At 69.0% G+C, this 23609-nt stretch carries 21 protein-coding genes and 1 tRNA gene; 8 read left to right on the top strand and 14 right to left on the bottom strand.

Annotated elements, in window-relative coordinates; genetic code table 11:
• Positions 1-125: 125 nt before the first annotated feature.
• Both G524_RS0104085 and G524_RS0104080 read right to left on the bottom strand, forming a co-directional pair.
• Positions 126-1079, bottom strand: a complete 954-nt coding sequence (locus tag G524_RS0104085; protein ID WP_027442570.1) for an isopenicillin N synthase family dioxygenase — start codon at positions 1077-1079, stop codon at positions 126-128.
• A 41-nt stretch (positions 1080-1120) separates the two neighbouring features.
• Positions 1121-2599 carry a NupC/NupG family nucleoside CNT transporter gene (locus tag G524_RS0104080; protein ID WP_245561282.1) on the bottom strand — a complete coding sequence of 493 codons (1479 nt, stop codon included), beginning with the start codon at positions 2597-2599 and terminating at the stop codon, positions 1121-1123.
• Between the two features lie 240 nt (positions 2600-2839).
• Between G524_RS0104080 and G524_RS14905 the strand changes: the two genes are divergently transcribed.
• Together G524_RS14905 and G524_RS14900 are read left to right on the top strand one after the other, a co-directional pair.
• A complete protein-coding gene (locus tag G524_RS14905) occupies positions 2840-3580 on the top strand; it encodes a queuosine precursor transporter (RefSeq protein ID WP_084625043.1) in 741 nt (246 codons plus the stop codon).
• Positions 3581-3646: 66 nt separating this feature from the next.
• Entirely contained in the window at positions 3647-3967 is a 321-nt protein-coding gene (locus G524_RS14900; protein ID WP_036857324.1) for an MliC family protein, read from the top strand.
• 22 nt (positions 3968-3989) lie between these two features.
• Here the strand turns inward: G524_RS14900 and G524_RS0104065 are convergent, their stop codons facing one another.
• Positions 3990-4610, bottom strand: coding sequence for a recombinase family protein (locus G524_RS0104065; protein WP_027442568.1), 621 nt, complete (start codon positions 4608-4610; stop codon positions 3990-3992).
• Positions 4611-4730: 120 nt separating this feature from the next.
• Between G524_RS0104065 and G524_RS0104060 the strand changes: the two genes are divergently transcribed.
• A complete protein-coding gene (locus G524_RS0104060; RefSeq protein ID WP_027442567.1) occupies positions 4731-6206 on the top strand; it encodes an ADP-ribosylglycohydrolase family protein in 1476 nt (491 codons plus the stop codon).
• Between the two features lie 60 nt (positions 6207-6266).
• Here G524_RS0104060 and G524_RS0104055 read toward each other — a convergent pair.
• The 4 genes from G524_RS0104055 to G524_RS0104040 form a co-directional block, all read right to left on the bottom strand.
• Positions 6267-6342: transfer RNA gene (locus G524_RS0104055), tRNA-Lys, on the bottom strand.
• 39 nt (positions 6343-6381) lie between these two features.
• Entirely contained in the window at positions 6382-6897 is a 516-nt protein-coding gene (gene folK, locus G524_RS0104050; protein WP_211219285.1) for a 2-amino-4-hydroxy-6-hydroxymethyldihydropteridine diphosphokinase, read from the bottom strand.
• Positions 6872-7750 (bottom strand): N-carbamoylputrescine amidase, encoded by an 879-nt coding sequence (aguB, locus tag G524_RS0104045; RefSeq protein ID WP_027442565.1) that lies wholly within the window; start codon positions 7748-7750, stop codon positions 6872-6874. Before aguB ends, folK begins: the two co-directional genes overlap by 26 nt.
• 18 nt (positions 7751-7768) lie before the next feature.
• Positions 7769-8650, bottom strand: coding sequence for a class I SAM-dependent methyltransferase (locus G524_RS0104040; protein ID WP_027442564.1), 882 nt, complete (start codon positions 8648-8650; stop codon positions 7769-7771).
• Positions 8651-8760: 110 nt separating this feature from the next.
• On the opposite strand from G524_RS0104040, the gene msrA reads away from it, so the two are divergent.
• The gene (gene msrA, locus G524_RS0104035; protein ID WP_027442563.1) at positions 8761-9306 is read left to right on the top strand and encodes a peptide-methionine (S)-S-oxide reductase MsrA; all 546 of its coding nucleotides are present in this window, start codon (positions 8761-8763) and stop codon (positions 9304-9306) included.
• 195 nt (positions 9307-9501) lie between these two features.
• On the opposite strand, the gene G524_RS0104030 is transcribed toward msrA, so the two are convergent.
• Positions 9502-10752: an RsmB/NOP family class I SAM-dependent RNA methyltransferase gene (locus G524_RS0104030; RefSeq protein WP_027442562.1), complete on the bottom strand. Its 1251-nt coding sequence runs from the start codon at positions 10750-10752 to the stop codon at positions 9502-9504.
• A 57-nt stretch (positions 10753-10809) separates the two neighbouring features.
• Between G524_RS0104030 and G524_RS16510 the strand changes: the two genes are divergently transcribed.
• Positions 10810-10968 (top strand): DUF1674 domain-containing protein, encoded by a 159-nt coding sequence (locus G524_RS16510; protein ID WP_084625042.1) that lies wholly within the window; start codon positions 10810-10812, stop codon positions 10966-10968.
• Between the two features lie 135 nt (positions 10969-11103).
• On the opposite strand, the gene G524_RS0104020 is transcribed toward G524_RS16510, so the two are convergent.
• The 4 genes from G524_RS0104020 to G524_RS0104005 all read right to left on the bottom strand — a co-directional run bounded on the left by G524_RS0104020 (position 11104) and on the right by G524_RS0104005 (position 17001).
• Positions 11104-12528 carry a cytochrome P450 gene (locus tag G524_RS0104020; RefSeq protein ID WP_027442561.1) on the bottom strand — a complete coding sequence of 475 codons (1425 nt, stop codon included), beginning with the start codon at positions 12526-12528 and terminating at the stop codon, positions 11104-11106.
• 66 nt (positions 12529-12594) lie between these two features.
• Positions 12595-13629: a ferrochelatase gene (hemH, locus tag G524_RS0104015; protein WP_027442560.1), complete on the bottom strand. Its 1035-nt coding sequence runs from the start codon at positions 13627-13629 to the stop codon at positions 12595-12597.
• A 79-nt stretch (positions 13630-13708) separates the two neighbouring features.
• Positions 13709-15994 (bottom strand): molybdopterin cofactor-binding domain-containing protein, encoded by a 2286-nt coding sequence (locus G524_RS0104010; protein WP_027442559.1) that lies wholly within the window; start codon positions 15992-15994, stop codon positions 13709-13711.
• Positions 15995-15999: 5 nt separating this feature from the next.
• The gene (locus G524_RS0104005) at positions 16000-17001 is read right to left on the bottom strand and encodes an Mrp/NBP35 family ATP-binding protein (protein WP_051220886.1); all 1002 of its coding nucleotides are present in this window, start codon (positions 16999-17001) and stop codon (positions 16000-16002) included.
• A gap of 132 nt (positions 17002-17133) precedes the next feature.
• Here G524_RS0104005 and hflK point away from each other — a divergent pair, with 132 nt between their 5' ends.
• The 3 genes from hflK to G524_RS0103990 all read left to right on the top strand — a co-directional run bounded on the left by hflK (position 17134) and on the right by G524_RS0103990 (position 20781).
• Complete coding sequence (gene hflK / locus G524_RS0104000; protein ID WP_027442557.1) at positions 17134-18213, top strand: protease modulator HflK; 1080 nt, start codon at positions 17134-17136, stop codon at positions 18211-18213.
• Positions 18214-18226: 13 nt separating this feature from the next.
• Positions 18227-19072, top strand: coding sequence for a protease modulator HflC (gene hflC, locus G524_RS0103995; protein WP_027442556.1), 846 nt, complete (start codon positions 18227-18229; stop codon positions 19070-19072).
• Between the two features lie 179 nt (positions 19073-19251).
• On the top strand, positions 19252-20781 hold the full coding sequence (locus G524_RS0103990; protein ID WP_156894002.1) for a Do family serine endopeptidase: 1530 nt from the start codon (positions 19252-19254) through the stop codon (positions 20779-20781).
• Between the two features lie 94 nt (positions 20782-20875).
• Here G524_RS0103990 and G524_RS0103985 read toward each other — a convergent pair whose 3' ends face one another.
• Both G524_RS0103985 and msrB read right to left on the bottom strand, forming a co-directional pair.
• Complete coding sequence (locus G524_RS0103985; RefSeq protein ID WP_027442554.1) at positions 20876-23023, bottom strand: transglycosylase domain-containing protein; 2148 nt, start codon at positions 23021-23023, stop codon at positions 20876-20878.
• 130 nt (positions 23024-23153) lie between these two features.
• Positions 23154-23561: a peptide-methionine (R)-S-oxide reductase MsrB gene (msrB, locus tag G524_RS0103980; RefSeq protein WP_211219275.1), complete on the bottom strand. Its 408-nt coding sequence runs from the start codon at positions 23559-23561 to the stop codon at positions 23154-23156.
• Between the last annotated feature and the right edge of the window lie 48 nt (positions 23562-23609).

Genomic DNA, 23609 nt, shown 5'->3' with positions numbered 1-23609 from the left:
CCAGACCTGCGACGCAAAAGCCACGCTTTTCAGGGCTTTTCAAAACAGGGTGTTGCAGCGCAGCAACGCCCTGAGGATTTTCCCGCCGCCCGCCATGCCCCTTGCCGCCGGGGGGCGGCAAGCGCTCAGGCGAGATTGATCTCGCGCAGGCGTTGCAGCAGGAAATCATGCGCGCTGATCGGCGCGGGCGGCGGGGCCGGATCGTCATCGCCCACACATTCGGGCAGAGGGGTGATCACATAATCGGGCCGGAAATGGAGGAAGAAGGGCATCGAATAGCGCGAACGCCGCGCCGCTTCCCCGCGCGGATTGACCACCCGGTGCGTGGTCGAGCGCAGCCGCCCGTTGGTGAGCCGGTCGAGCATGTCGCCGACATTGATCACCAGCGCGCCCTTGACCGCCGGGATCGGCAGCCATTCGCCCTTGCGGGTGAGCAGTTCGAGTCCGGCTTCCTCGGCCCCCAAAAGCAGGGTGATGGTGTTGATATCGCCATGCGCGGCGGCGCGGATCGCGCCTTCGGGCGCATCTTCCCCGAGCGGCGGATAGTGCAGCAGCCGCATCACCGAATTGCCGTCCTTGACGCTTGCGGCAAAGAAATCGCGCGGGCGGCCAAGGTGGAGCGCGATCGCCTCGAGCACCCGGCCCCCGGCGGTCTCGAAGGCTCCAAACAGCGCCTGCATGGTCTCGCGAAAGCCCGGCACCTCGGCGGGCCAGACATTGGGCGCCATGTAGGAGGCGAGCGGATGGCCTTCGGGCAGATCGCGCCCGACATGCCAGAACTCCTTGAGATCGAAGACCGCGGCATCCTTGGCCTTCTCGGTGCCGAAGGGGGTATAGCCGCGCGCCCCGCCGCCGCCGGGGATGTGATAGGCGCGCTTGACCGCCTCGGGCAGAGCAAAAAACGCCTTTGAGGCAGCTTCGGCCGCGGCGATCAGGTCTTCCGGGATGCCGTGATCGCGCACCACGGCAAAGCCATATTCGGCAAAGGAGCGGCCGAGTTCATCGGCGATGGTCTCGAGCGGCTGGGCGAGCGAGACGCTGGCGATGCCGGGGGCGATCTCGGGGGCGGTGGTGGTCATGGCCGCGGCCTTACACCTGCGCCCGCGGCGCTGCCAAGGGCCTAAAGCGGCAGGAACAGGCTGGCGAGCGCCGCGCTCATCAGATTGGCAAGGCTCCCGGCGGCCAGCGCCTTGAGCCCGAGCCGCGCGATCACCGGGCGCTGGTTGGGCGCAAGCCCCCCCGTCACCGCCATCTGGATCGCGATCGAGGAGAAATTGGCAAAGCCGCACAGGGCAAAGGTGACGATCGCCCTGCTGCGCTGGGTGAGCGCGCCCTCGCCGAGCGCGCCGAGATCGATGAAGGCGACGAATTCGTTGAGCACGATCTTGGTGCCGAACAGCCCCCCGGCGATCTGCGCCTGCTGCCAATCGGCAATGCCGATGAGGAACATCACCGGCGCGAACAGATAGCCCAGCAGCCGCTGGAAACTCATGCCTTCGAGCCATGCGGCAGCCTCGGGCCCCAGCGGGGTGCCGGCGCGCTCGGCCAGGCCCACGATGGCGCCGCCGATCCCGGCAAGCATCCCGTTGGCCAGCGCCACCAGCGCCACGAACACCATCACCATCGCGCCCACCGCCACCGCCAGCTTCACCCCCGTCTGGGTGCCCTGGGCGGCGGCCTCGATGATGTTGGCGGGGCGCTGGCCCTCCTCGAAGGTCTCGGCCGCGCTCACCTCGTCGGGTTTGCCGCTCTCGACCATCGCCGCCGGGCCAACCGCGCTGATGCGGGCCTGGGGCAGTTCGACCTCGCGCCCATTCTCGTCATACATCACCACCCGCGTCGCCTCGGTGAGCGGCTTGGTCTTGCCCCGGGCGAGCGCCACCGCCGCGGCGGCCACCGCGTGATCATGCGCGGCGCTGGCGGCGGGATCATCCGGCATGATGATCTTGGCCATGAGGATGCCCCCCGGGGCCGACATGAAGGCCGCCGCGAGCAGGAAGGGCACCGCCTCGGTGCCGATGAAGCTGGCATAGGCAGCCAGGATCGTGCCCGCCACGCCCGCCATGCCCACGCTCATCAGCGTGAACAGCCCCGAAGGCGGCAGCGCGGCGAGATAGGGGCGCACCACCAGCGGGCTTTCCGACTGGCCGACGAAGATATTGGCCGCCGCCCCCAGCGCCTCGACCTTGCCGATCCCGGTGATCCAGCCGATTGCTCCGCCCACCCAGCGCACCAGCCGCTGCATGACGCCGAGGTGATAGAGGATCGAGACGATCGCGGCAAAGAACACGATCACCGGCAGCGCCGCGATCACGAAGGTATTGGCAAAGGGGTTGCTCTCCATCGGGCCGAACACGCTGGTGATGCCGACCTTGGAATAATCGAGCAGGGCGATCACCCCGTTTGAAAGCCCACCGATCACCGCCACCCCGATGTCGGTGCGCAACACCACCAACGCGGTGAGCGCCTGGAGGCCGAAGGCGGCGCCCACCACCCTCAGATTGATCTGCCGCCTTGCCGATGACAGGGCAAAGGCCAGCGCGAGAATGGCAAGCACGCCGAACAGGCTGAGCAAAGTGGACGCGAAACTCTCGTTCACGGCAGCGGTGCCCCCCTTGCGCGGCACAGTGGGTTGATGTGGCAGGCGCGACGTGCGCCAGGCTGCCACCCGACGCGCATCGCCGCTGGCGTGGCAGCTAAAGCGCGCGCTGGCAAGCGCGGATCGCGCGATTAGCCCCGGCGATCTGGGGCCTGTCCCTTCCCCCACCCTCGCCCCGGTGCTTGATAAGCGGCAGCGGCGCGGCTTTCCTTTTGCCGCGCGGCTGGCTAGGCCCGCAGCATGAACGAGACGCCACCTGCGCCCCCCGCCGCGCCTCCCAGCGCGCCCGCCATCGCTCCCTTCGCCGATCGCACGGCAAGCGGCCCTGCGATCCCGCTTGGGTTGTTCGTCTTCACCCTCGTCTATGGCGGGATGACGGTGCTCGCCGGGGTGCTGGCGTTCAAGCAGGTGCGGCTGTGGCCCACCACGCTGGCGGTGGAAAGCGGCATCTTCGCCTTCCTGCTGCTGGTGGTGATCTCTTCGACGCTCGCCCAGCTCTATGGGCGGGCGATGGCGCAGAAGATCGTGTGGTGGGGGTTCCTGCCGCTCGCGCTTTCCGCGCTGCTGATGCAGCTGGTGCTGGCGCTGCCCGCCTCTGCCGAGATGCTGGCCTTCCGGCCCGAGGATCTGGCGGCCTTTGAACGGGTGCACCGCGCCACCTGGCGGGTGTGGCTGGCAGGCCCGGCGGCCTATATCGCCTCGCTGCTGCTCAACATCTGGCTGTTTGACCGGCTGCGCGGAGGCCGCGCGGGCGAGGGGACGATCGGGCTGATGCTGCGCGGGGCGATCGCCTCGGCCTTGAGCCAGGCGGTCGATTCGGTGATCTTCATCACCCTTGCCTTTTATGGCGAGTTCGACATCACCGATCTTGTCATCGGCCAGGTGCTCGCCAAGGTCGCGCTCAGCCTCGTGCTGGTGCCCTTCCTCATCACCTTTGGCGTGCGCGCGGCGCGCTGGCTTGACCGCCGGCCAGGCGCCTGAACGCCTTGCGCGCCGCCTGAAGGGGTGTATCCTCTTGCCCATTACTGCGAAGGGGGGAGGGATCGCATGAAACACGCCATCATCGCCGCGGGGCTTGCCGCGCTCGCGCTGGCCGGCTGCCAGACCAATGCGGGCGGGCCGGGCGCAAGCAGCTATTATGATTGCGGCGGCGGCACCCGGCTCAAGGTCGATTATCTCAAGGGCAACCGGGTAAGCGTGCAGATGAACGACAATGCGCCCGTGATCCTGCCGGCGGACGGGGCCGCCTCAGGCGCGAAATACATGAGCGCGACCCACCAGTTCTGGTCGAAGGGCGATGAGGCAACCTGGACGGTCGGGCGGATGATGCCGATGACCTGCCAGAAGCTCGCCGTGCCGCGCATGTGAGCGGCCGGCCTTGTGGGGCCGCTCAGCAGGACTTGAGCAGCTTCCGCAGGCTCTCGCCAGTCCACGGTTTGCCCGAAAGGCTGGGCAGCCCCTCGCTTTCGAGCTGGCGGGCGATGGCGGCATGGCTCAGGCCCTCGGCGCGCAGCGCCCGCGCCCGCGCGAGCGCCTGTGCGCGCCGCGCGGGTTTGCCCGCCGACCATTCCTTCTGCCGGGCGCGCCAGCGGGCGAAATGGGCATGGGGATCGAACAGCTCGCCCGCGACCACCAGCGGAGAGGCCGCGATCGGCAGGGCCTCGATCTCGGCCCGGCGCAGCCACTCCATCATCGGCGCGTGGCTGCGCCAGCCCTGCGCGCCCGAAAATTCGACGAACAGGAGGATCGCGCCGTGCGCGCGGCACCGCGCCGCGGCCTGCTCCAGCGCCGGCACGATGAACCTGCTCCCGCGGTCGGGTTCGATCTCGAGGAAGGCGGCTTCCTCGACGAGCGCATATCCCTCCGCCGCGGCAAAGGCGTGGATCAGCGCGCGTTGATAGGCGATGGTGCGGCTCCCCCTGGCGGCCGCCTCGATATCCGCCGGCAGCGTGGTGAACCCCGCCCAGGGCACCGGCAGCGTCCAGTAGAAGCCCACGGCCTTGCGCTTCACCCTCGCGCTGCTCCCCCACCCCCGGAAAATCCCGAGCACCCGCCGCCCCACCGGGCCCGGCTGAATAAGCGCCTTAGCACAGCCAAGCGCTGCTGGCGAAACGTCAACCGGAGCAAAGCCATGCGAACCAGCCACACCCACCCCTTGCAGATCGCCGCGATCACCCCCCAGCCGGGCTTCGGCACGATCGGCATCACCTTCTGCCCCGGCAAGAAGCAGCCCCACGCGATGAGCGGCGGCTGGGACCGCGATCTTGGCCTTGATCTTGATGTCATCGCGGATTTCGGCGCCGCCGCCGTTGTCACCCTGATCGAGCCGCACGAAATGCGCGCGCTTGGCGTTGAAGACCTCGGCAGCGAGGTGGCGGCGCGGCACATGGACTGGCTGCACCTGCCGATCCCGGACGTCAGCGTGCCCGATGCCGGTTTCGAGGCCACCTGGCGCGTGCATGGGCCGGGCCTCAGGGCGCGGCTGCGGCACGGCTTCAACATCCTTGTCCATTGCAAGGGCGGGCTGGGCCGGGCCGGCACCATCGCCGTGCGCCTGCTGGTGGAACTGGGCTGGCCGGCCGATGAGGCCATTGCCGCGGTGCGCGCGGTGCGCCCGGGCGCGATCGAGACTCCCGCGCAGGAGGCCCATGTGCGCCAGCAGGCGAGGGTGGAGGAAAGCGCCCCGTGCCAGAGTGACGCGGCGATCCGGGATCGCGCCATCGGCGCCCTTCTCGGCCTTGCCGTCGGCGATGCGGTGGGCACCACGCTCGAGTTCAAGCCGCGCGGCAGCTATCCGCGGCTCACCGACATGATCGGCGGCGGCCCCTTCGGCCTCAAGCCCGGGCAATGGACCGACGACACGGCCATGGCCCTCGCACTGGCGGACAGTCTTTATGTTGCGGCGGAGTTCGATCCCGAAGACCTGATGCGCCGCTTTGTCGATTGGCGCGACGAGGGCACCTATTCGTGCACCGAGACCTGCTTCGACATCGGCATCACCACCAATGACGCGCTCAACCGCTGGCAGCGCAGCGGCGATCCCTATGCCGGGGCGACCGATCCGAACACCGCGGGCAACGGCTCCTTGATGCGCCTTGCGCCGGTGGCGATCCGCTTCTGGCGCGATCCCGAGGCGCTGCGCCGCGTCGCCGCGCTCCAGAGCCGCACCACCCACGGCGCGCCCGAGGCGGTGAGCGCCTGCGTTGCCTATGCCGAGCTGCTCGCCAAGGCCATCGCCGGGGTGCCGGCCCACGAGGTGCTCTCGCCCCGCAGCGGCGATTATGCCGGCGCGATCGCCGCCATCATGGCGGGCAGCTGGCGCGGCAAGGCGCGCCGCGAGATCGCCTCCTCGGGCTATGTCGCCCATTCGCTCGAGGCCGCCCTGTGGTCGGTGGCGCGCACCAGCGACTTCCGCTCGGCGATCCTGCTCGCAGCCAACCTCGGCGGCGATGCCGACACCACCGCCGCCATCGCCGGCCAGCTTGCCGGGGCGCTCTACGGTGCGAGCGGCATCCCGCAGGAGTGGCTCGGAATGCTGGCGTGGAAGCCTCGGATCGAGGGGATGGCGCACAGCCTGATCGAAAGGGCTGGCCCCTTGGCGGGCTGAGGCTGCCAAGGCGCGCGGCCATCAGCCGTCGCCCCCAGCAAGGCCGTAAAGGCAAGGCAATGGTGAGCCCGACAGGATTCGAACCTGTGACCCGCTGATTAAAAGTCAGCTGCTCTGCCTACTGAGCTACGGGCCCACGCTGGGGCGCTGGCCGCACCTTGCTTGCCAGGCGCGCTCACCTAGGCAGGGGGCGGCGCCGGGTCAAGCGGGCATGGGCCTGGGCGATGGTCAGCCCGCTCGCCGGATCGCGCCAGCGCGGCGCGATCGCCCGTGCCGGGCCGAGCACAAAGCTGCGCCCCAGAAAGGCCGGGTGGGGGATGGCAAGGCCGCGGCTGCGCCAGCGCCCGCCGCTCCACAGGATGATGTCGCAATCGAGCACCCGGTCACCCCAGCGCCGTCCCCGCCGCCGCCCGAACGCGCGCTCGATCTGCTTGAGCGCGGCGAGCAGCGCCGGCGGGGCGAGCACGCTTTCGAGCACCAATGCGCCATTGGCAAAGCGGCGCCGCGCCGCGCCCATCGGCGCGCTCGCCACCACCGGCGCGCGCGCGGTGACGGTGCCGAGCGCCGCGCATTCCTCGAGCGCCGCGCGCACCACCCCTGCCGGCGCGCCATAGAGCGGGTGGCGCCGGTTGCTGCCGAGCGCAATGAGGTAGGCGCTCGCCAGGCTAGATGTCCTCGACGATCCGGCCATAAAGCTGCGGGCGGCGATCACGGAAGAAGCCCATGCCCGCCCGGTGCCGCGCCGCGCGCGCCAGATCGAGCCGGGCGATCAGCACCCCGCTTTCGTGCGCGCCATATTCCGCCACCAGATCGCCCCATTCATCGCAGATGAAGGAATGGCCATAGAAGCGCTGCGCTGCCCCTTGCGGCCCTTCGCTGCCGATGCGGTTGGCCGCGGCCACAGGCATGCAGTTCGCCACCGCATGGCCGATCATCGCCCGGCGCCACATGCGGCTGGTATCGAGATCGGCGTCATAGGGTTCCGAGCCGATCGCGGTGGGATAGATCAGCACCTCGGCCCCCATCAGCGCCATCACCCGCGCGCATTCGGGATACCACTGGTCCCAGCAGATGCCCACGCCCACGCGCACGCGTGCCCCCTGCTCGCCCGGCACGTCCCACACCTTGAAGCCGCTGTTGCCGGGGCGGAAATAATATTTCTCCTCATAGCCCGGCCCATCGGGAATGTGGCTCTTGCGATAGGTGCCCATGATCTCACCATCCGGGCCGATCATGGCGAGGGTGTTGTAATAGTGATGCCCGTCGCGCTCGAAGAAGCTGGTGGGGATCGCCACCTTCAGCCTTGCGGCAAGCGCCTGCATGGCGATCACGCTGGGATGCTCTGCCACAGGCCGGGCGAGGGCGAACAGCGCCTCATCCTCCTCGCGGCAGAAATAGGGGCCGGAAAACAGCTCGGGCGGCAGGATCAGCTGCGCCCCGCGCGCGGCTGCCTCCTCGACAAGGGCGGCAACCGCGGCGATGTTCTCGGCCTCATCGGCTGCGCCAAGGGCAAGCTGAAGGGCGGCAAGGGTGATGGCGCTCATGCCGGCGCCCTTAACCCATCACTTGGCCTTCTTGAACAGGAGAGTCATGCGGTCGCTCTCGCCCAGAGCCTTCAAGTCCTCGCGCTTGGTGGAAAGCACCGGGGGCATTTCCCACACGCCTTCAGGGTGATCGGCGCTGTCCCTGGGATTGGCGTTGACCTCGCTCGCCGCCACCAGTTCAAAGCCATTGAGGCGCATGAAATCAATCACATCCTGCTGCTTGAGATAGCCCTTCGAGCCATTGGCATAGGACCAGGGCGCATCGGCCTTGGCGCGGTGCTGGACGATGCCGATGAGCCCATCATCCTTGAGCAGCTCGCGCATCGCGCGGATCTCGGTATCGGCGATGCCGGCGCGCATGATGTTGTGCAGCGCGCGGATCACGAGGATGCGATCAAAGGTGCCCTTGTGGCCTTCGAGATTGTCGAGCGTGATGGCGCTGAAACGCTCCGCGGGCAGCCCGGTATAGCCCGCCACTTCGGCGCCGAAGCCCGCCGCCTGATCGCGGATGCGCTGCTGGCGCGCCGGATCGGTGGTGGCGGCAAGCGGGTTGGCAAAGAGGCCAACGAGCTGGCCCTCGCCGCCGAGGTAATGGCCGAGCAGGCGCGAATACCACCCGCCGCCGGGGGCATATTCGCCCACCTTCATGTGCGGGCCGACATGGAAAAAGGCGAGCGTTTCGGCCGGGTGGCGGAAGGGATCGCGGGCCTTGTCCGCGGCGCGGCTGGGATGGTTGATCGCGGCCGAAAGCTGCTCGCCATGCATCTTCATGAAGGCGGCGGTATCAAGGATATGGGCCTCGTCCATCCCGGCGCCATGCGCCTCGTGCGCGGCCACCACCACCGGCGCGGCAAGGGCAAGCGCGCTCGCGCCGGCAAGGGCAAGGATCGGCTTGGTCATGGCGAAGAACTCTCCCGCAGATGATGAAGGAACCGGGCCGGCCATGGCTGGCAATCCCGGATAGCTTCCTTATCTGTGGCAGAAACGTGAGGAGATTTCGAGTGAGCAATCTGCAAACGGCGATCGTGGCGGGCGGCTGCTTCTGGTGCACCGAAGCGGTGTTCCGCGATGTGGTGGGAGTAAGCGCGGTGGAGAGCGGCTACATTGGCGGCACCAAGCCCAACCCCACCTACAAGGAGGTGTGCACCGGCTCCACCGGCCATGCCGAGGCGGTGCGGGTGACCTTCGATCCGGCGGTGATCAGCCTCGCGGAAATCTATGACGTGTTCTTGGGCACCCACGATCCCACCCAGCTCAATCGCCAGGGCAATGACATCGGCACGCAATATCGCAGCGCGATCTTCCCGCTTTCGGACGAACAGGCCGCCGAGGCGCGCGCCGCGATCGCGCGCTGGAACGCCGAAAATGGCCAGCAGGCGGTGACCACGATCGAGGGCCTCGAAGGCGGGGTGCAGACCAAGGAATGGTATCCGGCCGAGGACTATCACCAGGAATATTGGCAGGGCGAAGGCCAGCGCAATCCCTATTGCCTCGCGGTGATTCCGCCCAAGCTGATGAAGCTGCGCAAGTCCTATCAGAAATATGTGAAGGATTGAGTTAGAGCCGATCTCGTCTCCCCGGCCAACGAGCCGGGGCCCCCTTTCTTGTTTGCGTGCCCGCCTCCGCGGGCACGTCCTCGGTGCGTTTCGCGCTACGCGCGAGCACCTGCGGGCGGGCGGTCGCCCTTGCGGCCCGTCCGTTGGCGGGCCGGGTCGTCCGCGCCCCACTGGTCCGGGGGAACGAGGTTGGCTTTACGCCTTCACCCAGCGCGCCACGAAGAACCCATCGAGCCCGCCGTGCGCGGCCAGCATCCCGGGATGGGTGCGCAGGGCGCCCTCGGGCGTGGGGGCAAGCCCGGCGGGGACTTCATCGGCGGTGATCGGCAGGGGGCTGAGCGGGCAATGGGCGGTTATCCACGCCGCCTGTTCTTCGCCCTCCTCGGCCTCGAGCGAGCACACCGCATAGACCAGCACCCCGCCGGGGTTCAGCCAGCCCGCAGCCCGCGCCACCAGCGCGCGTTGCAGTTCGACGAGGTCGGCAATCTGGCGCGCGCCGATGCGGTACAGCACGTCCGGGTGGCGGCGGCAGGTGCCGGTGGCGCTGCAGGGCGCGTCGATGAGGATCGCATCGAAGCGCTGGCGCGGCTCCCAGGTCAGTGCATCGGCGCGCACTGGTGAGGCTTTGAGGCCGGTGCGCCTGAGGTTGGCCTTGAGCAGATCGAGCCGCCGCTTGGAAATGTCGAGCGCGGTGACCTGCCAGCCCGCGGCGGCGAGCTGCATGGTCTTGCCCCCCGGCGCGGCGCACAGGTCGAGCGCGGCGCGCCCCGCCCCCCGGCCCAGCAGCCGGGCGGGAAGCTGCGCGGCGAGATCCTGCACCCACAAGGCGCCCTCGGCAAAGCCGGGCAGGGCTTCGACCATGCCGCCGCGCGGCAGGCGCAGATGACCGGGGGCAAGGCTGATCGCGCCAAGCTGGGCGGCGCGCGCCGTGGTTTCGGCGGGATCGCGCAGCGCCAGATCGAGTTCGGGCGCCAGGGCAAGGCCGGGGGCGATCGCCGCGGCCCTGGCCGCGCCCCAGCGGGCGATCACGGGCTCGGGCAGGCTCGGCACCTCGGGCAGGCGCACGCCCTGCCGGGTGAGCGCGGCAAAGACGCCGTGCGCCAGCCGCCGCGGGCCGCCGACGAGCAGCGGCAGGGCGGTGGCCAGTACCGCGTGGGGCGGGGTCTCGAGCCGCAGCGCCTGGGCCAGCATCAGCCGCAGCACCATGCGCGCCTTGGCATCATCGGGCAGGCGCTGGGGCGTGGCGCTGTCGATCAGGCTATCAAGATCGACAAGCCAGCGCAGCGCCTCGGCGGCGATGGCGCGGGCGAGCGCGCGATCGGGCGCCTTGCGGATATCGGCGAGCGCCGCCCTCTCGGCGAGGTCGAGCGTCTCACCCCGGCGCAGCACGGCATCGAGGAGGCGCAGCGCAGCGCGACGCGGGGCAAGTCCGGGGGGAGGGGCCATGGGATCAGGCCCTAACCTTGCTTGAAACAAAGCGCCAGCATGGGCATTTCACAGGGCATGACCACACAGAAGTGCGAAGCTGCCCGCAAGTTCAAGAAGCCCGCCCACTGGACCAACGATCCGGTGCCCCAGCCGCAGCCGGTGACGAACGACGAGAAGCTCTCTCCCACCCGCTATGGCGATTGGGAGAAGAACGGGATCGCCTGGGACTTCTGACCTTCCCGGCTCGCAGCGCCCCGCGCGCGCCAAAGCTCTCTGGCCGCTTTGGCGCTGCTTTGGCGCAGTTCTGCCCACGCTTTGCCCGCCCGGGGATGTTCCACGTGAAACATGGCCCCGCCCAGGCGTGGGCGCTCAGAGCGGGGTGAAGGTGACCTTGAGCCCGTCCTTGGGCTGCGGGATCGGCCAGGCCTGCCACTTGGGGGCATAGCCCGGCGCGGCCTCGATCCGGTAGCGCTGGAGCAGGTGGGCCATGAGGATCTTCACCTGCATATAGGCAAAGTGGAGGCCCAGGCACATATGCGCCCCCCCGCCAAAGGGCACCCAGGCATATTTGTGCCGCGCGCGCACCTTTTCAGGCGTGAAGCGCATCGGATCGAAGCGATAGGGATCGTCCCAATATTCCTCGGCATGGTGGGTCCAGTGGATGTTGATCCCCACCATCGCGCCCGCCGGGATGTGATAGCCGCCGAATTCAAAGGCCTTCAAGGCCCGGCGCGGCATCGAGGGCACCGGCGGGATCATCCGCAGCGCTTCCTTGAAGGCCATTTCGGTCAGTTCCAGCCGCCCGAGATCGTCATAGCCCAGCGGACGCGGATCGCCCAGGCCATCCGGCCCGCCGGTCACCGCAAACACCTCCTCGCGCAGGCGCTCCTGCCAGTCGCGGTGAAGCGCGAGATAATAGACGAGCGAGGTGGCCGAGGAGGTGATGGTGTCGTGCGCGGCCATCATCAGGAAGTTCATGTGATCGACCACCTCATCCACGGGCAGCAGGCTGCCATCCTCGCGGGTGGCGGTGGCGAACTGGCTGAACATGTCCTGCCCCCCGCCCTCGGCGCGGCGGCGCAGGGTCTCGCGGGTGAAATAATCGACCAGGAAGGCCCGGCCATCCACCCCCTTCTTCATCTTGGTGAAGGGCAGCGGGCGGCGGATCGGGGCGACCGAGGCCTGCACCATATCGACGAAGGCTTCGTTGATTCGGTCGGCCTCTGGCCCCCAGGGCAGGCCGATGAAGCTTTCCGCGGCCAGATCGAGGGTGAGCTTCTTGATCGCCGGATAGAACCGGATCGGCTCCTTCCAGCTTTCCACCGTGCGGGCAATGCCGCGGTTGAGGGCGCCCGAATAATGGCGCATCGGCTCGGGCTTGAAGGCGATCGAGAGCGCGCGCCGATCGATCCGGTGATGCTCGAAATCCATGAGCATCAGCCCGCGCGGGAAAAGCTGGTCGAGCACCGGGCCCCAGCCCTGTTCGGAGGAGAAGATCTTGTCCTTGTTGAACAGCACCAGCTCATTGGCCTCGGCGCCCACCAGCGCCACCTGCCAGCCGCCAAAGGCGCGGTTCTTGTAGACCTTGCCATATTTGGCGATCATCCGCGCGGCAAAGGCATGGGGGTCGGCGAGCATGGTGAAGGTGTTGCCCACCAGCGGCCAGCCGCCCTCGCCCGGGATATGCGCAAGGTCAGCCGCGCAAAGGCGCCCCTCGCTCCAGTGGCGGGGTGCGCCGAAGGGGGCGGCGCCGGCAAATTCGGCAGCGGTCGGGGCTTGGGCAAGCGTGGCCATGATCGTCTCGATGCTCCGGCAAAGGTTCGGATGTGCAACTGACTTTGGTGTAAATAATCCTCTCGGTCAAATCCACCCCGAAAGCTCACGCCGCAGCAGCGCCTCGATCATGGCAAGGCCATCATCCGAGGTGTTGAGGCATTGGAGCACGGCATAGTCCTCGCCGCCCGCTTCGAGAAACTCATCGCGCCCCTCGATCGCCAGTTCTTCCAGCGTCTCGACACAATCGGCGGCAAAGCCGGGGGCGGCCACCACCAGCCGGCGCGTGCCTTTCTCGCCCTCGGCGATCAGGGTGGCATCGGTCGAAGGCTCGAGCCAGGCCGCCGGGCCGAAGCGCGATTGAAAGGTGGTCTCGAACCGCACGCCGGCAAACTCCGGGCGCTGTGCCAGTTCCTCGCGCAGCAGGCGCGCGGTCTTCATGCAGTGGCAATAATAGGGATCGCCCTTCTCCAGCGTCTGCTGCGGCATCCCGTGGAAGCTCAGGAGCATCACCTCGGGGCGAAACGGAAGGGCGCGCACCTGCCGGGTGAGATCCTCGGCCAGTGCGCCGAGATAGAGCGGATCGTCGTGATAGGGCGGCACGAAGCGCAGCGCCGGCTGCCAGCGCATCGCCTTGAGCACGCGGGCGATCTCGTCGAACACCGTGGCGGTGGTGGCGGCGCAATATTGCGGATACATCGGCGCCACCAGGATGCGATCGCAGCCCTCGCCCATCAGCGCGGTGAGGCGGCTTTCGATCGAGGGATTGCCATAGCGCATCGCCCAATCGACCAGCACCTTCTCGCCAAACCGGCCCGCCATCGCCTCGGCCTGGCGGGCGGTGATGTCGGCCAGCGGCGAGCCGCGGCTCGTCCAGATCTTCTGATAGGCCTTGGCGCTTTTCTGCGGCCGGGTGTTGAGGATGATGCCGCGCAGGATCACCTGCCAGATGATCGGGGGGATCTCCACCACCCGGGTGTCGGACAGGAACTCCTTGAGATAGCGCTTGACCGAATCGGGATCGGGCCCATCGGGTGTGCCGAGATTGATCAGCAACACGCCGATCCGGCCGCTTTCAACCGGGGGATGATCGCCGGGAAGGCGCTGGGGCTGCCAGGTCATAGCCTGCCCAACACGCGGGCGCCGATTGGTTTCCAGCCCTCGGCACGGCGCCGGACGGGGTGTTGCAGATCTGTCCCGGTCATATGCCGTCCGAAAGCAAGGGCAAGCGCCTGAGCCTGAGGCCTGTAGCGGAAAACAGCGCATTGGCAATCGCCGGCGGGGCGACCACCGCGCCCAGCTCGCCCGGATCGGCGGGCGGGGCCTCGCTCGCGATCAACTCGATGCGCATCTCGGGGCAATCGCCGATCCCCGGCAGGCCGAGGCCGGCATAGTCGGTGATTTCGGGCAGCCCGGCGCGAAAGCGCAGCGGGGCGCCGAGCGCGATGCCCATGCCGAACACCAGCCCGCCCTCGATCTGCTGGCGGGCGATATCGTGGTTGACGATCCGCCCGATATCGACCGCGGCCGAAAGGCGGGTGACGCGCACCCCGCCCTCGCCCTGGCGCGCGGTGGCGACACAGGCGATGCGCGCAGCCTCGGGCCCGGTGCCGATGCGGGCGCAGGCCAGGCCCTGCCCGCTCTGCCCGGTGCCGCCATCCCATTCCGCCAGCTGCGCGGCGCGCTGGAGGCAGGCGGCAAGGCGCACGTCATCGCCCAGCATCGCCATGCGGAAGGACAGCGGCTCGCGGCGGAAGCACGCGGCGATCTCGTCGATGAAGCTCTCGATCGCAAACACCGCCGGCCCATGGGCATTGCCGCGCACCCGCCCGACCGGCTGGCCGATCTCGACCGGGACATGTTCGACCAGCAGCGCCGGCAGGCGATAGGGCGGCACCGCGCCTTCGCAGGCGAGCGGATCGCTCCGCCCGCTGGTCTCGCGCATCGCCGCGCTGGTGGTGCGGCCCGCAAACAGCCGCCGCCCGAACTCGAGGGCCGCCGGCGGGGTGGCGATACGCAGCCGCAGGGCATCGATCGCGCCCTGGCCTTCGGCCGGGCCGGTGGTGGCAAGCTGCGCACCGACGAGCAGCCAGGCCGGAGCGCGCGGGCGGCTGCGGATCAGCTCGTCGCGGCGCGGCCAGGTCAGCTGCACCGGGCGGCCCAGCGCGCGGGCAATGAGCGCGATCTCGATCGCATGGTCATGCTCGAGCCGCGCATCGAAGCTGCCCCCGGCGGGCATGGGATAGAGCGCCACGTCCTCGGCCTTGAGGCCGATCGCGCGGGCGGCGGCGCGGCGGGCCTGTTCGGGCGCCTGGGTGGCGATCCACAGATCGAGCCGCCCGTCGACGAGCCGCGCGGTGGCGCTGGCGGTCTCGAGCGGGGCGGCATGGGCCGGCTCGACCTCGTAGCGCCGCGCCATGTCCACCCGCTTCATCCCCGCGCGGCCAAAGCCGCTCTCGGCGATCACGTGGCCCTCGCCCGCGGTCAGCGTGGTGCCGAGCCGCGCGGCAATATCGGCGCTGCTCACCGGCGCGGCGACCGAAAAGCGCGGGCGCATGGCCTTGAGCGCGGCCTCGGCGCTCCACCAGGTGTCCGCAGCGGCGGCGAGCCAGCGCTTGCTCTCGACAATGCCGGCAAGGCCCCTGATCCCGGCGGCGGCCCTGGCATCGAAGCCGGTCAACACCGAATCGTCCGACGGACCGTGGCGGATCGAGGCAAAGACCATGCCGGGCAGGCGCACGTCCCCGGCAAAGCGATAGGAGCCATCGACCTTGGCGGGCAGATCGATGCGCGGAAAGGCCGGGGTCTCCTCGGCCTCGGCCGGCAGAGGCTGCTCGCGCGCCGGCTCGGGCCGGAGCGGCGGGGGATCCGGCGGGGTGCGGCGGGCGGCGCCCTCGGCAATTTCGCCAAACCGCAAGCGCTTGTCGCCATGGCTGACGATGCCGCCTTCAACCACGCATTCCTCGGCAGCCACGCCCCAGCGCGCCGCGGCCTCCTCCGCGAGCAGCGCGCGCGCGGTGGCGGCGGCGGCGCGGCAGGGGCCTTCATAGGCGGCAAGCGCGGTGCCATCGGCGGTGGCCGAGAAGCGCTCGGCCCCGGCAAAGCGCGCAGCCAGCAGCGCCTCGGCCCCCGGCAGGCGCCCGGCGATGAGCGGATCCCACAGCGGCGCCCACTTTTCTGCCAGCGGCACATTGGCATAGGCGCCCGAGACCGGCGCGGGTTCAACCGCGATCTGCCGCCAGTCGGCGCCGAGTTCGACCGCCACGATCTGCGGCAAGAGGGTGGTGATCCCCTGCCCCATCTCGCATTGCGGCACCGCCACCGTCACCACGCCATCGGCCGCGATCTTGAGCCAGGCGCCGAACACCTGTTCGTCGCGCGCGGCGATCAGCGGGCTGCGGTATTCGCGCGGCAGCAGCCACCAGGCAACAAGCAGCCCCCCGCCCGCGGCGGCGCCAACCAGCATGCCCCGGCGGGTGAGCGGCATCGGCTTCAGACCTTCCCGGTATCGAGCCAGCGGGCAAGGCGCGCGGCGATGGCGTGGAAGGGCGCGGCCGCCTCGCCCTCGCCCGCCGCGGGCGGCTCTCCAGCATCGCCGGCGATCCGGGTGGCGAGCGTCAAGGGCACCCGCCCGAGGAAGGGAATGTCGAGCGCGGCGGCAAAGCGCTCCACCCCGCCGCTGCCGAAGGGATCGCTGATCTCGCCGCAATGGGGGCAGGCATAGCCGGCCATGTTCTCAATGAGGCCGATGATCGGCACCTCGCCCTGTTCGAACAATTGCCCGGCGCGCGCGGCATCGATCAGCGCCAGATCCTGCGGGGTCGAGACCAGGATCGCCCCGTCGGGCCGATGCGCCGAGAGCATCGAGAGCTGCACGTCGCCGGTTCCGGGGGGCAGATCGACGAGGAGGAGATCGGTCTCGCCCCAATCGGCCTCGATCAGCTGGGTCAGGGCCTTGCCGGTCATCGGCCCGCGCCAGGCGAGCGCCTTGCCGGGGGCAACGATATGCCCGAGCGAGAGCACCTTGACCCCGTGGCGGCTGGTGATCGGCACCAGCTTGTCGCCGCGCGCCTCGGGCTTCATCCCCTCGGTCGCCAGCAGCTTGGGCTGCGAGGGGCCGTAGATATCGCCATCGATCACCCCCACCCGGCGCCCCATCCGCGCCAGCGCCACGGCCAGATTGGTGGTGAGCGTGGACTTGCCCACGCCCCCCTTGCCGCTGCCCACGGCGATGAGGCGCCGCCGCCGCCGCTCGGCGGTGAGCGCGATGCGCACCTCATCAATGCCATCGAGCGGGGCGAGCGCGGCGCGGATCGCCGCCTCGAGCTCGGCCCGCCCCGCCGGGTCGAGATCGCCCGCCTCAGCGACGATCACCGCGCGGCGCGCGACGATCCGCGCCGAGCGCAGGCGGTGGTTGATCTCGGGCGGAAGCGCGCTGCGGATCAGCGCTTCCTCGGCGGCAGGATCGCGGGGGGGCAAGTCAGCCTCGGTCATGGCCCTGCGCCTCTACCACCAATTTCGCCAAGCCAACCCCTGTTTTTCGCGTGTGCGCATGCCTATAACGCCTTCATGCACAGATCGGAGAGCTGGAGAGAACGTCTTGGCGCGGCCGCGCGCGGCCTTGCCATGGCAGGCAAGAACAACCCCTGGGGCGCACCCGAGAAGGGCGAGGAGCCGGGCGATGGCGCGCCCAGGGGCGAAGGCTCCGGCCCGCGCAACCCGTGGCTCCCGGGCGGCGGCGATCCGGGCAAGCGCCGCTCGGCCAGTATCGAGGACATCTTCAAGGGCCGCGGCCCGGAAGGCCCGCGCCGCGGCGGCGGCACCGGCGGGCCGGGCTTTCGCCTGCCCGAGCGGCCCGGCGGCAAGAGCTGGGTGCCGGTGATCCTCGGCGCGGTGGCGCTGCTGTGGATCGGGGCGACCAGCATCCACTTCGTCCAGCCGGGCGAACAGGCGGTGGTGACCTGGCTGGGGGGCAAATATTCGCACGAGCTCGATTCGGGCACCAATTTCACCGCGCCCTGGCCGCTCCAGGTGGTCGAGAAGGAAAATGTCAGCAAGGTGCGGCTCGAGGAAGTGCCGGGCACCAACACCGAAAAGCTGATCCTCACCGCTGACCAGAACCTCGTTGATTTGAGCTACCTCATCCGCTGGAACATCTCCGACCTCGTGCTCTACAAGTATCAGCTCGCCGATCCGCGCAACGCCCTGCTCGAGATCGCCGAGGCGGCGATGCGCGCGGCGGTGGCGCGGCAGAAGCTCGACACCGTGTTCACCGGCGAGGGCCGGGCCGAGATCGAACAGGACGTGCGCGCGGCGATGCAGGCGCGGCTCGATGCCTATCGCTCGGGGATCACGGTGCAGGGGATCGAGATCAACAAGGTCGATCCCCCGGCGCGGGTGGAAGAAGCCTTCAAGGACGTCTCGAGCGCGCAGCAGGATGCCGATGCCGCGATCAACCGCGCCCGCGCCGCGGCCCAGCAGCTGCTCGCCCGCGCCCAGGGCGATGCCACCGAGTTCAACAACATCTACGAGGAATACCGCCTCGCCCCCGAGGTGACGCGCCGGCGGCTCTATTACGAGACCATGGAAGCGGTGCTCTCGCGCACCGACAAGACCATCGTCGAATCCGGCAACGTGCTGCCTTATCTGCCGCTGCCCGAAGTCAAGCGCCGCGCCCAGCCGCAGGCCCAGGCGCAAGGAGAGTGACGCGATGAACGCCATGAACGGCCTGCTCAGGAACACCAAGGCGCTTCTGATCGGCGGCATCGTGCTGGCGGTGGCGCTGATGTCGAGCATCGTGATCGTGCCCGAAACCCACCAGGCGGTGGTGATCCGCACCGGGCAGCCGGTGCGCATCTTCAACATGTTCCGCCCCAACCAGCCCTATGGCCAGACCGGCGCCGGGCTCAACTGGCGCATCCCCTTTGTCGAGCAGGTGCAGATGATCGACCGGCGGGTGCTCGATCTCGACATGGAGCGCACCCAGGTGCTCTCCAACGATCAGCAGCGCCTCCAGGTCGATGCCTATGCGCGCTATCGCATCATCGATCCGGTCAAGCTCGTCGAACGCGCCGGGAGCGAGCGCCAGCTCGAGGCCCAGCTCCTGCCGATCCTCACTTCGGTGCTGCGCCAGGAGCTGGGGCGGCGGCCCTTTGCCGCGCTGATCAATGCCGAACGCGGCACCGCCATGGCCAACATCACCCGCGCGCTCGATGCCCAGGCGCGCAATTATGGCGCGCAGGTGCTCGATGTCAGGATCAAGGCGGCCGACCTTCCCGAAGGCCGCCCGCTCGATGCCGCCTTCACCCGGATGGAGACCGACCGGCAGGAGGAAGCCGCCACCATCCGCGCCGCCGGCCAGCGCGATGCCCAGATCATCCAGGCCGAGGCCAAGGCCGAAGCCGCGCGCATCTATGCCGATGCCTATGGAAAAGACCCGGAGTTCTATGACTTCTACCGGGCGATGCAGAGCTACCGCCAGACCTTCCTGGCGGGCGAAGGGCAGAGCACCATGGTGCTTTCGGAAGACAGCGAGTATTTCCGCCAGTTCAAGGGCCGGAAGTGACGCTTCGACCAAGCGCTGATGCGGGGCGCCGAATGCCGGCGGCGTTCAATCAGCGTTCAGCCCGGAAAGGCGCAATTGCAGCGCCGTGCCCGACCGTGCCGGGTCGGCCCCGGCCAGGCTTTGCGGAACAGCGCGACCAGATCGCGCATTTCCGCCACGAGGATAAGGATCAAGAGGACGTGAAAAAAGTGCGCTATGTGTATGGACTGTCGAGCGCGCTGCTGGTGGGCGGCGCGGCCATCTCGCTGATCACCGGCTCGCCGGTCGGCGCGCAGGTGGCGCAGAACGATGATCAGGTGATGCAGCGGGTGGTGCCGGTGGCCGGCGCCCCGGCCAGCTTTGCCGATCTCACCGCCCAGCTCGCCCCGGCGGTGGTCAACATCGCCACGCGCCAGCGCGTCGAGGTCAGCGTCAATCCCTTTGCCGGCACCCCCTTTGCCGATCTGTTCAACCGCCGCGGCGGCGGACAGCCACAAACCCGTGAAGCCCAGTCGCTGGGCTCGGGCTTCATCATCTCGGCCGATGGCGTGGTGGTCACCAACAACCACGTGATCTCGCCCCCCGATACCCGGGCCAAGCTCGAATCGATCACCGTCACCCTGGCTGATGGCAGCGAATATGAAGCCGACGTGATCGGCGCCGATGCCGCCTCGGACCTCGCGGTGCTCAAGATCCGCGCCAACAAGACCTTCCCCTTCGTCGAGTTCGGCGATTCCAGCAAGGCGCGGGTGGGCGATTGGGTGGTGGCGATCGGCAACCCCTTCGGCCTTGGCGGCACGGTGACCAGCGGGATCATCTCGGCGGTCTATCGCAACACCGGCCAGGGCGGCGCCTATGACCGCTACATCCAGACCGATGCCAGCATCAACCGCGGCAATTCGGGCGGGCCGCTGTTCGACATGCGCGGCAATGTGATCGGCATCAACAACGCGATCTTCTCGCCCTCGGGCGGGAGCGTGGGGATCGGCTTTGCCATCCCCGCCGAGATCGCCGCGCCGATCGTGGAGAAGCTGCGCCAGGGCCAGGAGATCCAGCGCGGTTATCTCGGCGTGCGGCTGCAGCCCATCGACGAGGATTTCGCCGCCTCGCTTGGCCTGCCCAAGCGCCGCGGCGAGCTGGTGCAATCGGTCGAGGAAACCAGCCCCGCGGGCCGCGCCGGGGTGCGCGCGGGCGACATCATCACCAAGGTCGGCGGCAAGGAGGTGAGCGCAGACCAGACCGTCTCCTTCCTCGTCGCCAATCTCCAGCCGGGCGAGCGGGTGCCGGTCGAGGTGCTGCGCGATGGCAAGCGGCTGACCATCCCGGTCACGCTCGGCAAGCGCCCGAGCGAGGCGGAACTCCAGCAGCAGAGCGAGACCTTCGATCCCGACAGCGATGAGCCGATGGCGCCGGGCACCTCGGACAGCACCATCGAGCAGAAGCTGGGAATGCAGGTGATGCCGATGAGCGCTCAGATCGCCCGCTCGCTCGGGGTGCCCACCGATACCCAGGGGGTGGTGATCGCCGCGGTCGATCCCAATTCGGATGCCGCACGCAAGGGGCTGCGGCGCGGCGACATCATCCTGTCGGCCAATTACCAGACGGTCACCACGGTCGAGGCGCTGCTCGCCCAGATCAGGGCCGCCAGCGCCGAAGGGCGCGAGGCGGTGCTGCTGCGGGTCCAGCGCCGCACCCAGCCGCCGATCTTCGTGCCGGTGCGGCTGCGCTGATCGGCTGGCGGGCGGCAGGCACGCCCGCGCCACAGGCAAGGGGCGCGCGGGGCATGGCTCCGGCGCCCCTTTCTGCTGCGGGTTGCGCGCCGTGCTAGTCTTCGGGCGGCTTGCCCGCCGGCGCCGGCTGCGGCGGCGGGTTGCGGCGCGGGGTGCGCGGGATCGTGCCGCCGGTGGCCTGTTCGAGAAACTCGGGGCCCGCCGCGGCGGGCGCATCCTCGCCGCTGCCCGCGTCCTGGCCGCCCTCGCGCCGGGTCGGCTCGACGAGATTGCCCTCCTCGTCGATGTAGTAATAGTCCTCAGGCGCGCCGAGCAGGGCTTCCTGATCGGGTTCGAGCTGCCAGTCGGGCAGGTTGAGCGTCACGTCGAAGGCCTCGACCGGGCGGTCCTTGACGGCATAGCGCATGTAGGCAGCAAAGGCGCGGGCCGGAGCGCGTCCGCCCTGCAGGCCCGGCACCGGCTTGGCATCGTCGCGCCCCATCCACACGCCGGTGGTGATGCCGCTCGAAAAGCCGATGAACCAGCCATCCTTGTTCGACGAGGTCGTGCCGGTCTTGCCCGCCACCGGGCGCCCGATCTGCGCGGCGCTGCCCGTGCCGGTCTGCACCGCAGCCTGGAGCAGATCGGTCATCCCGGCAACCACATAATCGGGCACGACGGGTGGGCTGCGCGCGTCCTCGTGGGTGTAGAGCACCTCGCCGCTCGCCCCCACCACCCGGGTGATGCCATAGGGTTTGACCGGCACGCCCTTGTTGGCCACCCCGGCAAAGGCCTGCACCATCTCGATCACCCGCACCTCGGATGAGCCGAGCACCATCGCGGGCGTGGTGTCGATCTCGCTGGCAATGCCAAAGCGCCGCGCCATCGAGGCCACGGTGCCAAAGCCCACCTCGTTGCCGAGCTGCGCGGCCACGGTGTTGATCGAATAGGCAAAGGCGGCGCGCAGCGTGGTTTCCCCGATATTGCGGCCATTGGCGTTGCGCGGGCTCCACCCGGCGATCGTCACCGGGGCATCGACCACCTTGTCCTCGGGCGTATAACCGGCCTCGAGCGCGGCGAGATAGACGAAGAGCTTCCAGGCCGAACCGGGCTGGCGCATCGCGGTGGTGGCACGGTTGTAGTTGCTTTCGACATAGTCGGTGCCGCCCACCATCGCGAGAATGGCCCCGTCGCGATCGAGGCTGACCAGCGCCCCTTGCGCGCCCTTGGGGGTATTGGCCTCGATCGCCGCGGTGGCGGCGCGCTGCATCCCGATATCGAGCGTGGTCCACACCTCGATCGGCTCGTAGGTCTCGGGCAGGATGATATCGAGCTGCGGCAGCACCCAATCGGTGAAATAGCGCACCGAGTTCTGCCCGGCCTGCTGCTTCAATTGCACCGCGCTGACATCGACCCGGGCCTGATCGGGGGTGATGTAGCCCTGTTCCTGCATCAATTGCAGCACCACCCTGGCGCGGTCCACCGCGGCCTCGACATCGGCGGTGGGGGAATATTGGCTCGGCGCCTTGACCAGCCCGGCGATGATCGCCGCCTCGGCCACGCTCAGCTCGTTTGCCGGGTGGCTGAAGAACTTGCGGCTGGCCGAATCGATGCCATAGGCCCCGCCGCCGAAATAGACCTTGTTGAGATAAAGCTCGAGAATCTCCTCCTTGGTGAGGTTCCATTCGAGCGCCATCGCCAGCACCGCCTCGCGCGCCTTGCGATCGGGGGTGCGGTTGTTGTTGAGAAACAGGTTGCGCGCCAATTGCTGGGTGATGGTGGAGGTGCCGCCGATGCGCGCGCGCGAGCCGGTGAGCCATTCCACCACCGCGCCGGTGAGCCGCACCGGATCGACCCCGAAATGCCGGCGGAAGCGCTTGTCCTCGACCGCGATCATGGCATCGATCATGGTTTGAGGGATCTCGTCATAATCGAGCCAGTCGCCAAAGCTTGGGCCGATCTCGATCAGCTCGCGCCCGTCGCGTGCGCGGATCACGATGGTCTGGCCGGGCTGGCTGGCCTTGAGCGCGGCATAGCTTGGCAGCGAATGGGCGGCCATGCCCACCGCCACCGCCAGCACCAGGGCGGCGAGCAGCGCAAGGCCCGCGCCCCAGGCGAGCGCGCGGGTAAGCCAGCGCCGCAGCCGCGAGGGCGCCGATCCCTGTGAGGGCGGCGGCGCGGCACCCTGACCGGCGCGCGCAGCCGCGGCGCGGCGCGATCCGCGCACCTGCTTGCCTTTCAGCCGCTCACCCCGTCTCGACATCATTCCTGCCCAATCGCTGCGGCGCTCCTGAGAGACCAGCCTTGCGCCCCTTGCATAGGCGCGTTCTTTCCGCGGGTGAACCGGGCGCCTGCGGCTCTCCCCGGCCAAGGCGTGTGTGTGGGGGGCGCTGTCAGCCTTCGGCCGGAGTGAAGATCAGCGCGGCGGAATTGATGCAGTAGCGAAAGCCCCCCTGTTCAGGCGGGCCATCGGGAAACACATGGCCAAGGTGCCCGCCGCACTTGGCGCAGCGCACCTCGGTGCGGATCATGCCATAGGAGGTGTCGCGGTGCTCCTCGATCACCTCTTCGCTTGCCGGGCGGGTAAAGGCGGGCCAGCCGCAGCCGGAATTGTATTTGGCGGTGGAATAGAACAGCTGCGTGCCGCAGGCGGCGCAGTGATATTCGCCCTCCTCGAAGAACTTGTCATATTCGCCGGTGAAGGCGCGTTCCGTCCCCGCCTCGCGCAGCACGTGATACTGCATCGGGGTGAGCCGCGCGCGCCATTCCTCCTCGCTGAGGCTGCGGGGGTCTTCGATCATCGCCTTGCTCTCCTGCTCGCCCCGCCAATATCGGCGCGCGCCCGGCAA

This window comes from Erythrobacter cryptus DSM 12079 (genome assembly GCF_000422985.1).
Classification (GTDB): Bacteria; Pseudomonadota; Alphaproteobacteria; order Sphingomonadales; family Sphingomonadaceae; genus Erythrobacter; species Erythrobacter cryptus.
This window is presented reverse-complemented; position numbering and strand designations above follow the sequence as displayed.

What these genes read in the sequence shown, in the direction of transcription:
- G524_RS0104085 (WP_027442570.1), bottom strand. Translation starts at nt 1,079, where the DNA reads ATGACCACCACCGCCCCCGAGATCGCCCCCGGCATCGCCAGCGTCTCG.
- G524_RS14905 (WP_084625043.1), top strand. Translation starts at nt 2,840, where the DNA reads ATGAACGAGACGCCACCTGCGCCCCCCGCCGCGCCTCCCAGCGCGCCC.
- G524_RS14900 (WP_036857324.1), top strand. Translation starts at nt 3,647, where the DNA reads ATGAAACACGCCATCATCGCCGCGGGGCTTGCCGCGCTCGCGCTGGCC.
- G524_RS0104060 (WP_027442567.1), top strand. Translation starts at nt 4,731, where the DNA reads ATGCGAACCAGCCACACCCACCCCTTGCAGATCGCCGCGATCACCCCC.
- folK (WP_211219285.1), bottom strand. Translation starts at nt 6,897, where the DNA reads ATGGCCGGATCGTCGAGGACATCTAGCCTGGCGAGCGCCTACCTCATT.
- aguB (WP_027442565.1), bottom strand. Translation starts at nt 7,750, where the DNA reads ATGAGCGCCATCACCCTTGCCGCCCTTCAGCTTGCCCTTGGCGCAGCC.
- G524_RS0104040 (WP_027442564.1), bottom strand. Translation starts at nt 8,650, where the DNA reads ATGACCAAGCCGATCCTTGCCCTTGCCGGCGCGAGCGCGCTTGCCCTT.
- G524_RS0104030 (WP_027442562.1), bottom strand. Translation starts at nt 10,752, where the DNA reads ATGGCCCCTCCCCCCGGACTTGCCCCGCGTCGCGCTGCGCTGCGCCTC.
- G524_RS16510 (WP_084625042.1), top strand. Translation starts at nt 10,810, where the DNA reads ATGACCACACAGAAGTGCGAAGCTGCCCGCAAGTTCAAGAAGCCCGCC.
- G524_RS0104020 (WP_027442561.1), bottom strand. Translation starts at nt 12,528, where the DNA reads ATGGCCACGCTTGCCCAAGCCCCGACCGCTGCCGAATTTGCCGGCGCC.
- hemH (WP_027442560.1), bottom strand. Translation starts at nt 13,629, where the DNA reads ATGACCTGGCAGCCCCAGCGCCTTCCCGGCGATCATCCCCCGGTTGAA.
- G524_RS0104010 (WP_027442559.1), bottom strand. Translation starts at nt 15,994, where the DNA reads ATGCCGCTCACCCGCCGGGGCATGCTGGTTGGCGCCGCCGCGGGCGGG.
- G524_RS0104005 (WP_051220886.1), bottom strand. Translation starts at nt 17,001, where the DNA reads ATGACCGAGGCTGACTTGCCCCCCCGCGATCCTGCCGCCGAGGAAGCG.
- hflK (WP_027442557.1), top strand. Translation starts at nt 17,134, where the DNA reads ATGGCAGGCAAGAACAACCCCTGGGGCGCACCCGAGAAGGGCGAGGAG.
- hflC (WP_027442556.1), top strand. Translation starts at nt 18,227, where the DNA reads ATGAACGGCCTGCTCAGGAACACCAAGGCGCTTCTGATCGGCGGCATC.
- G524_RS0103985 (WP_027442554.1), bottom strand. Translation starts at nt 23,023, where the DNA reads ATGTCGAGACGGGGTGAGCGGCTGAAAGGCAAGCAGGTGCGCGGATCG.
- msrB (WP_211219275.1), bottom strand. Translation starts at nt 23,561, where the DNA reads ATGATCGAAGACCCCCGCAGCCTCAGCGAGGAGGAATGGCGCGCGCGG.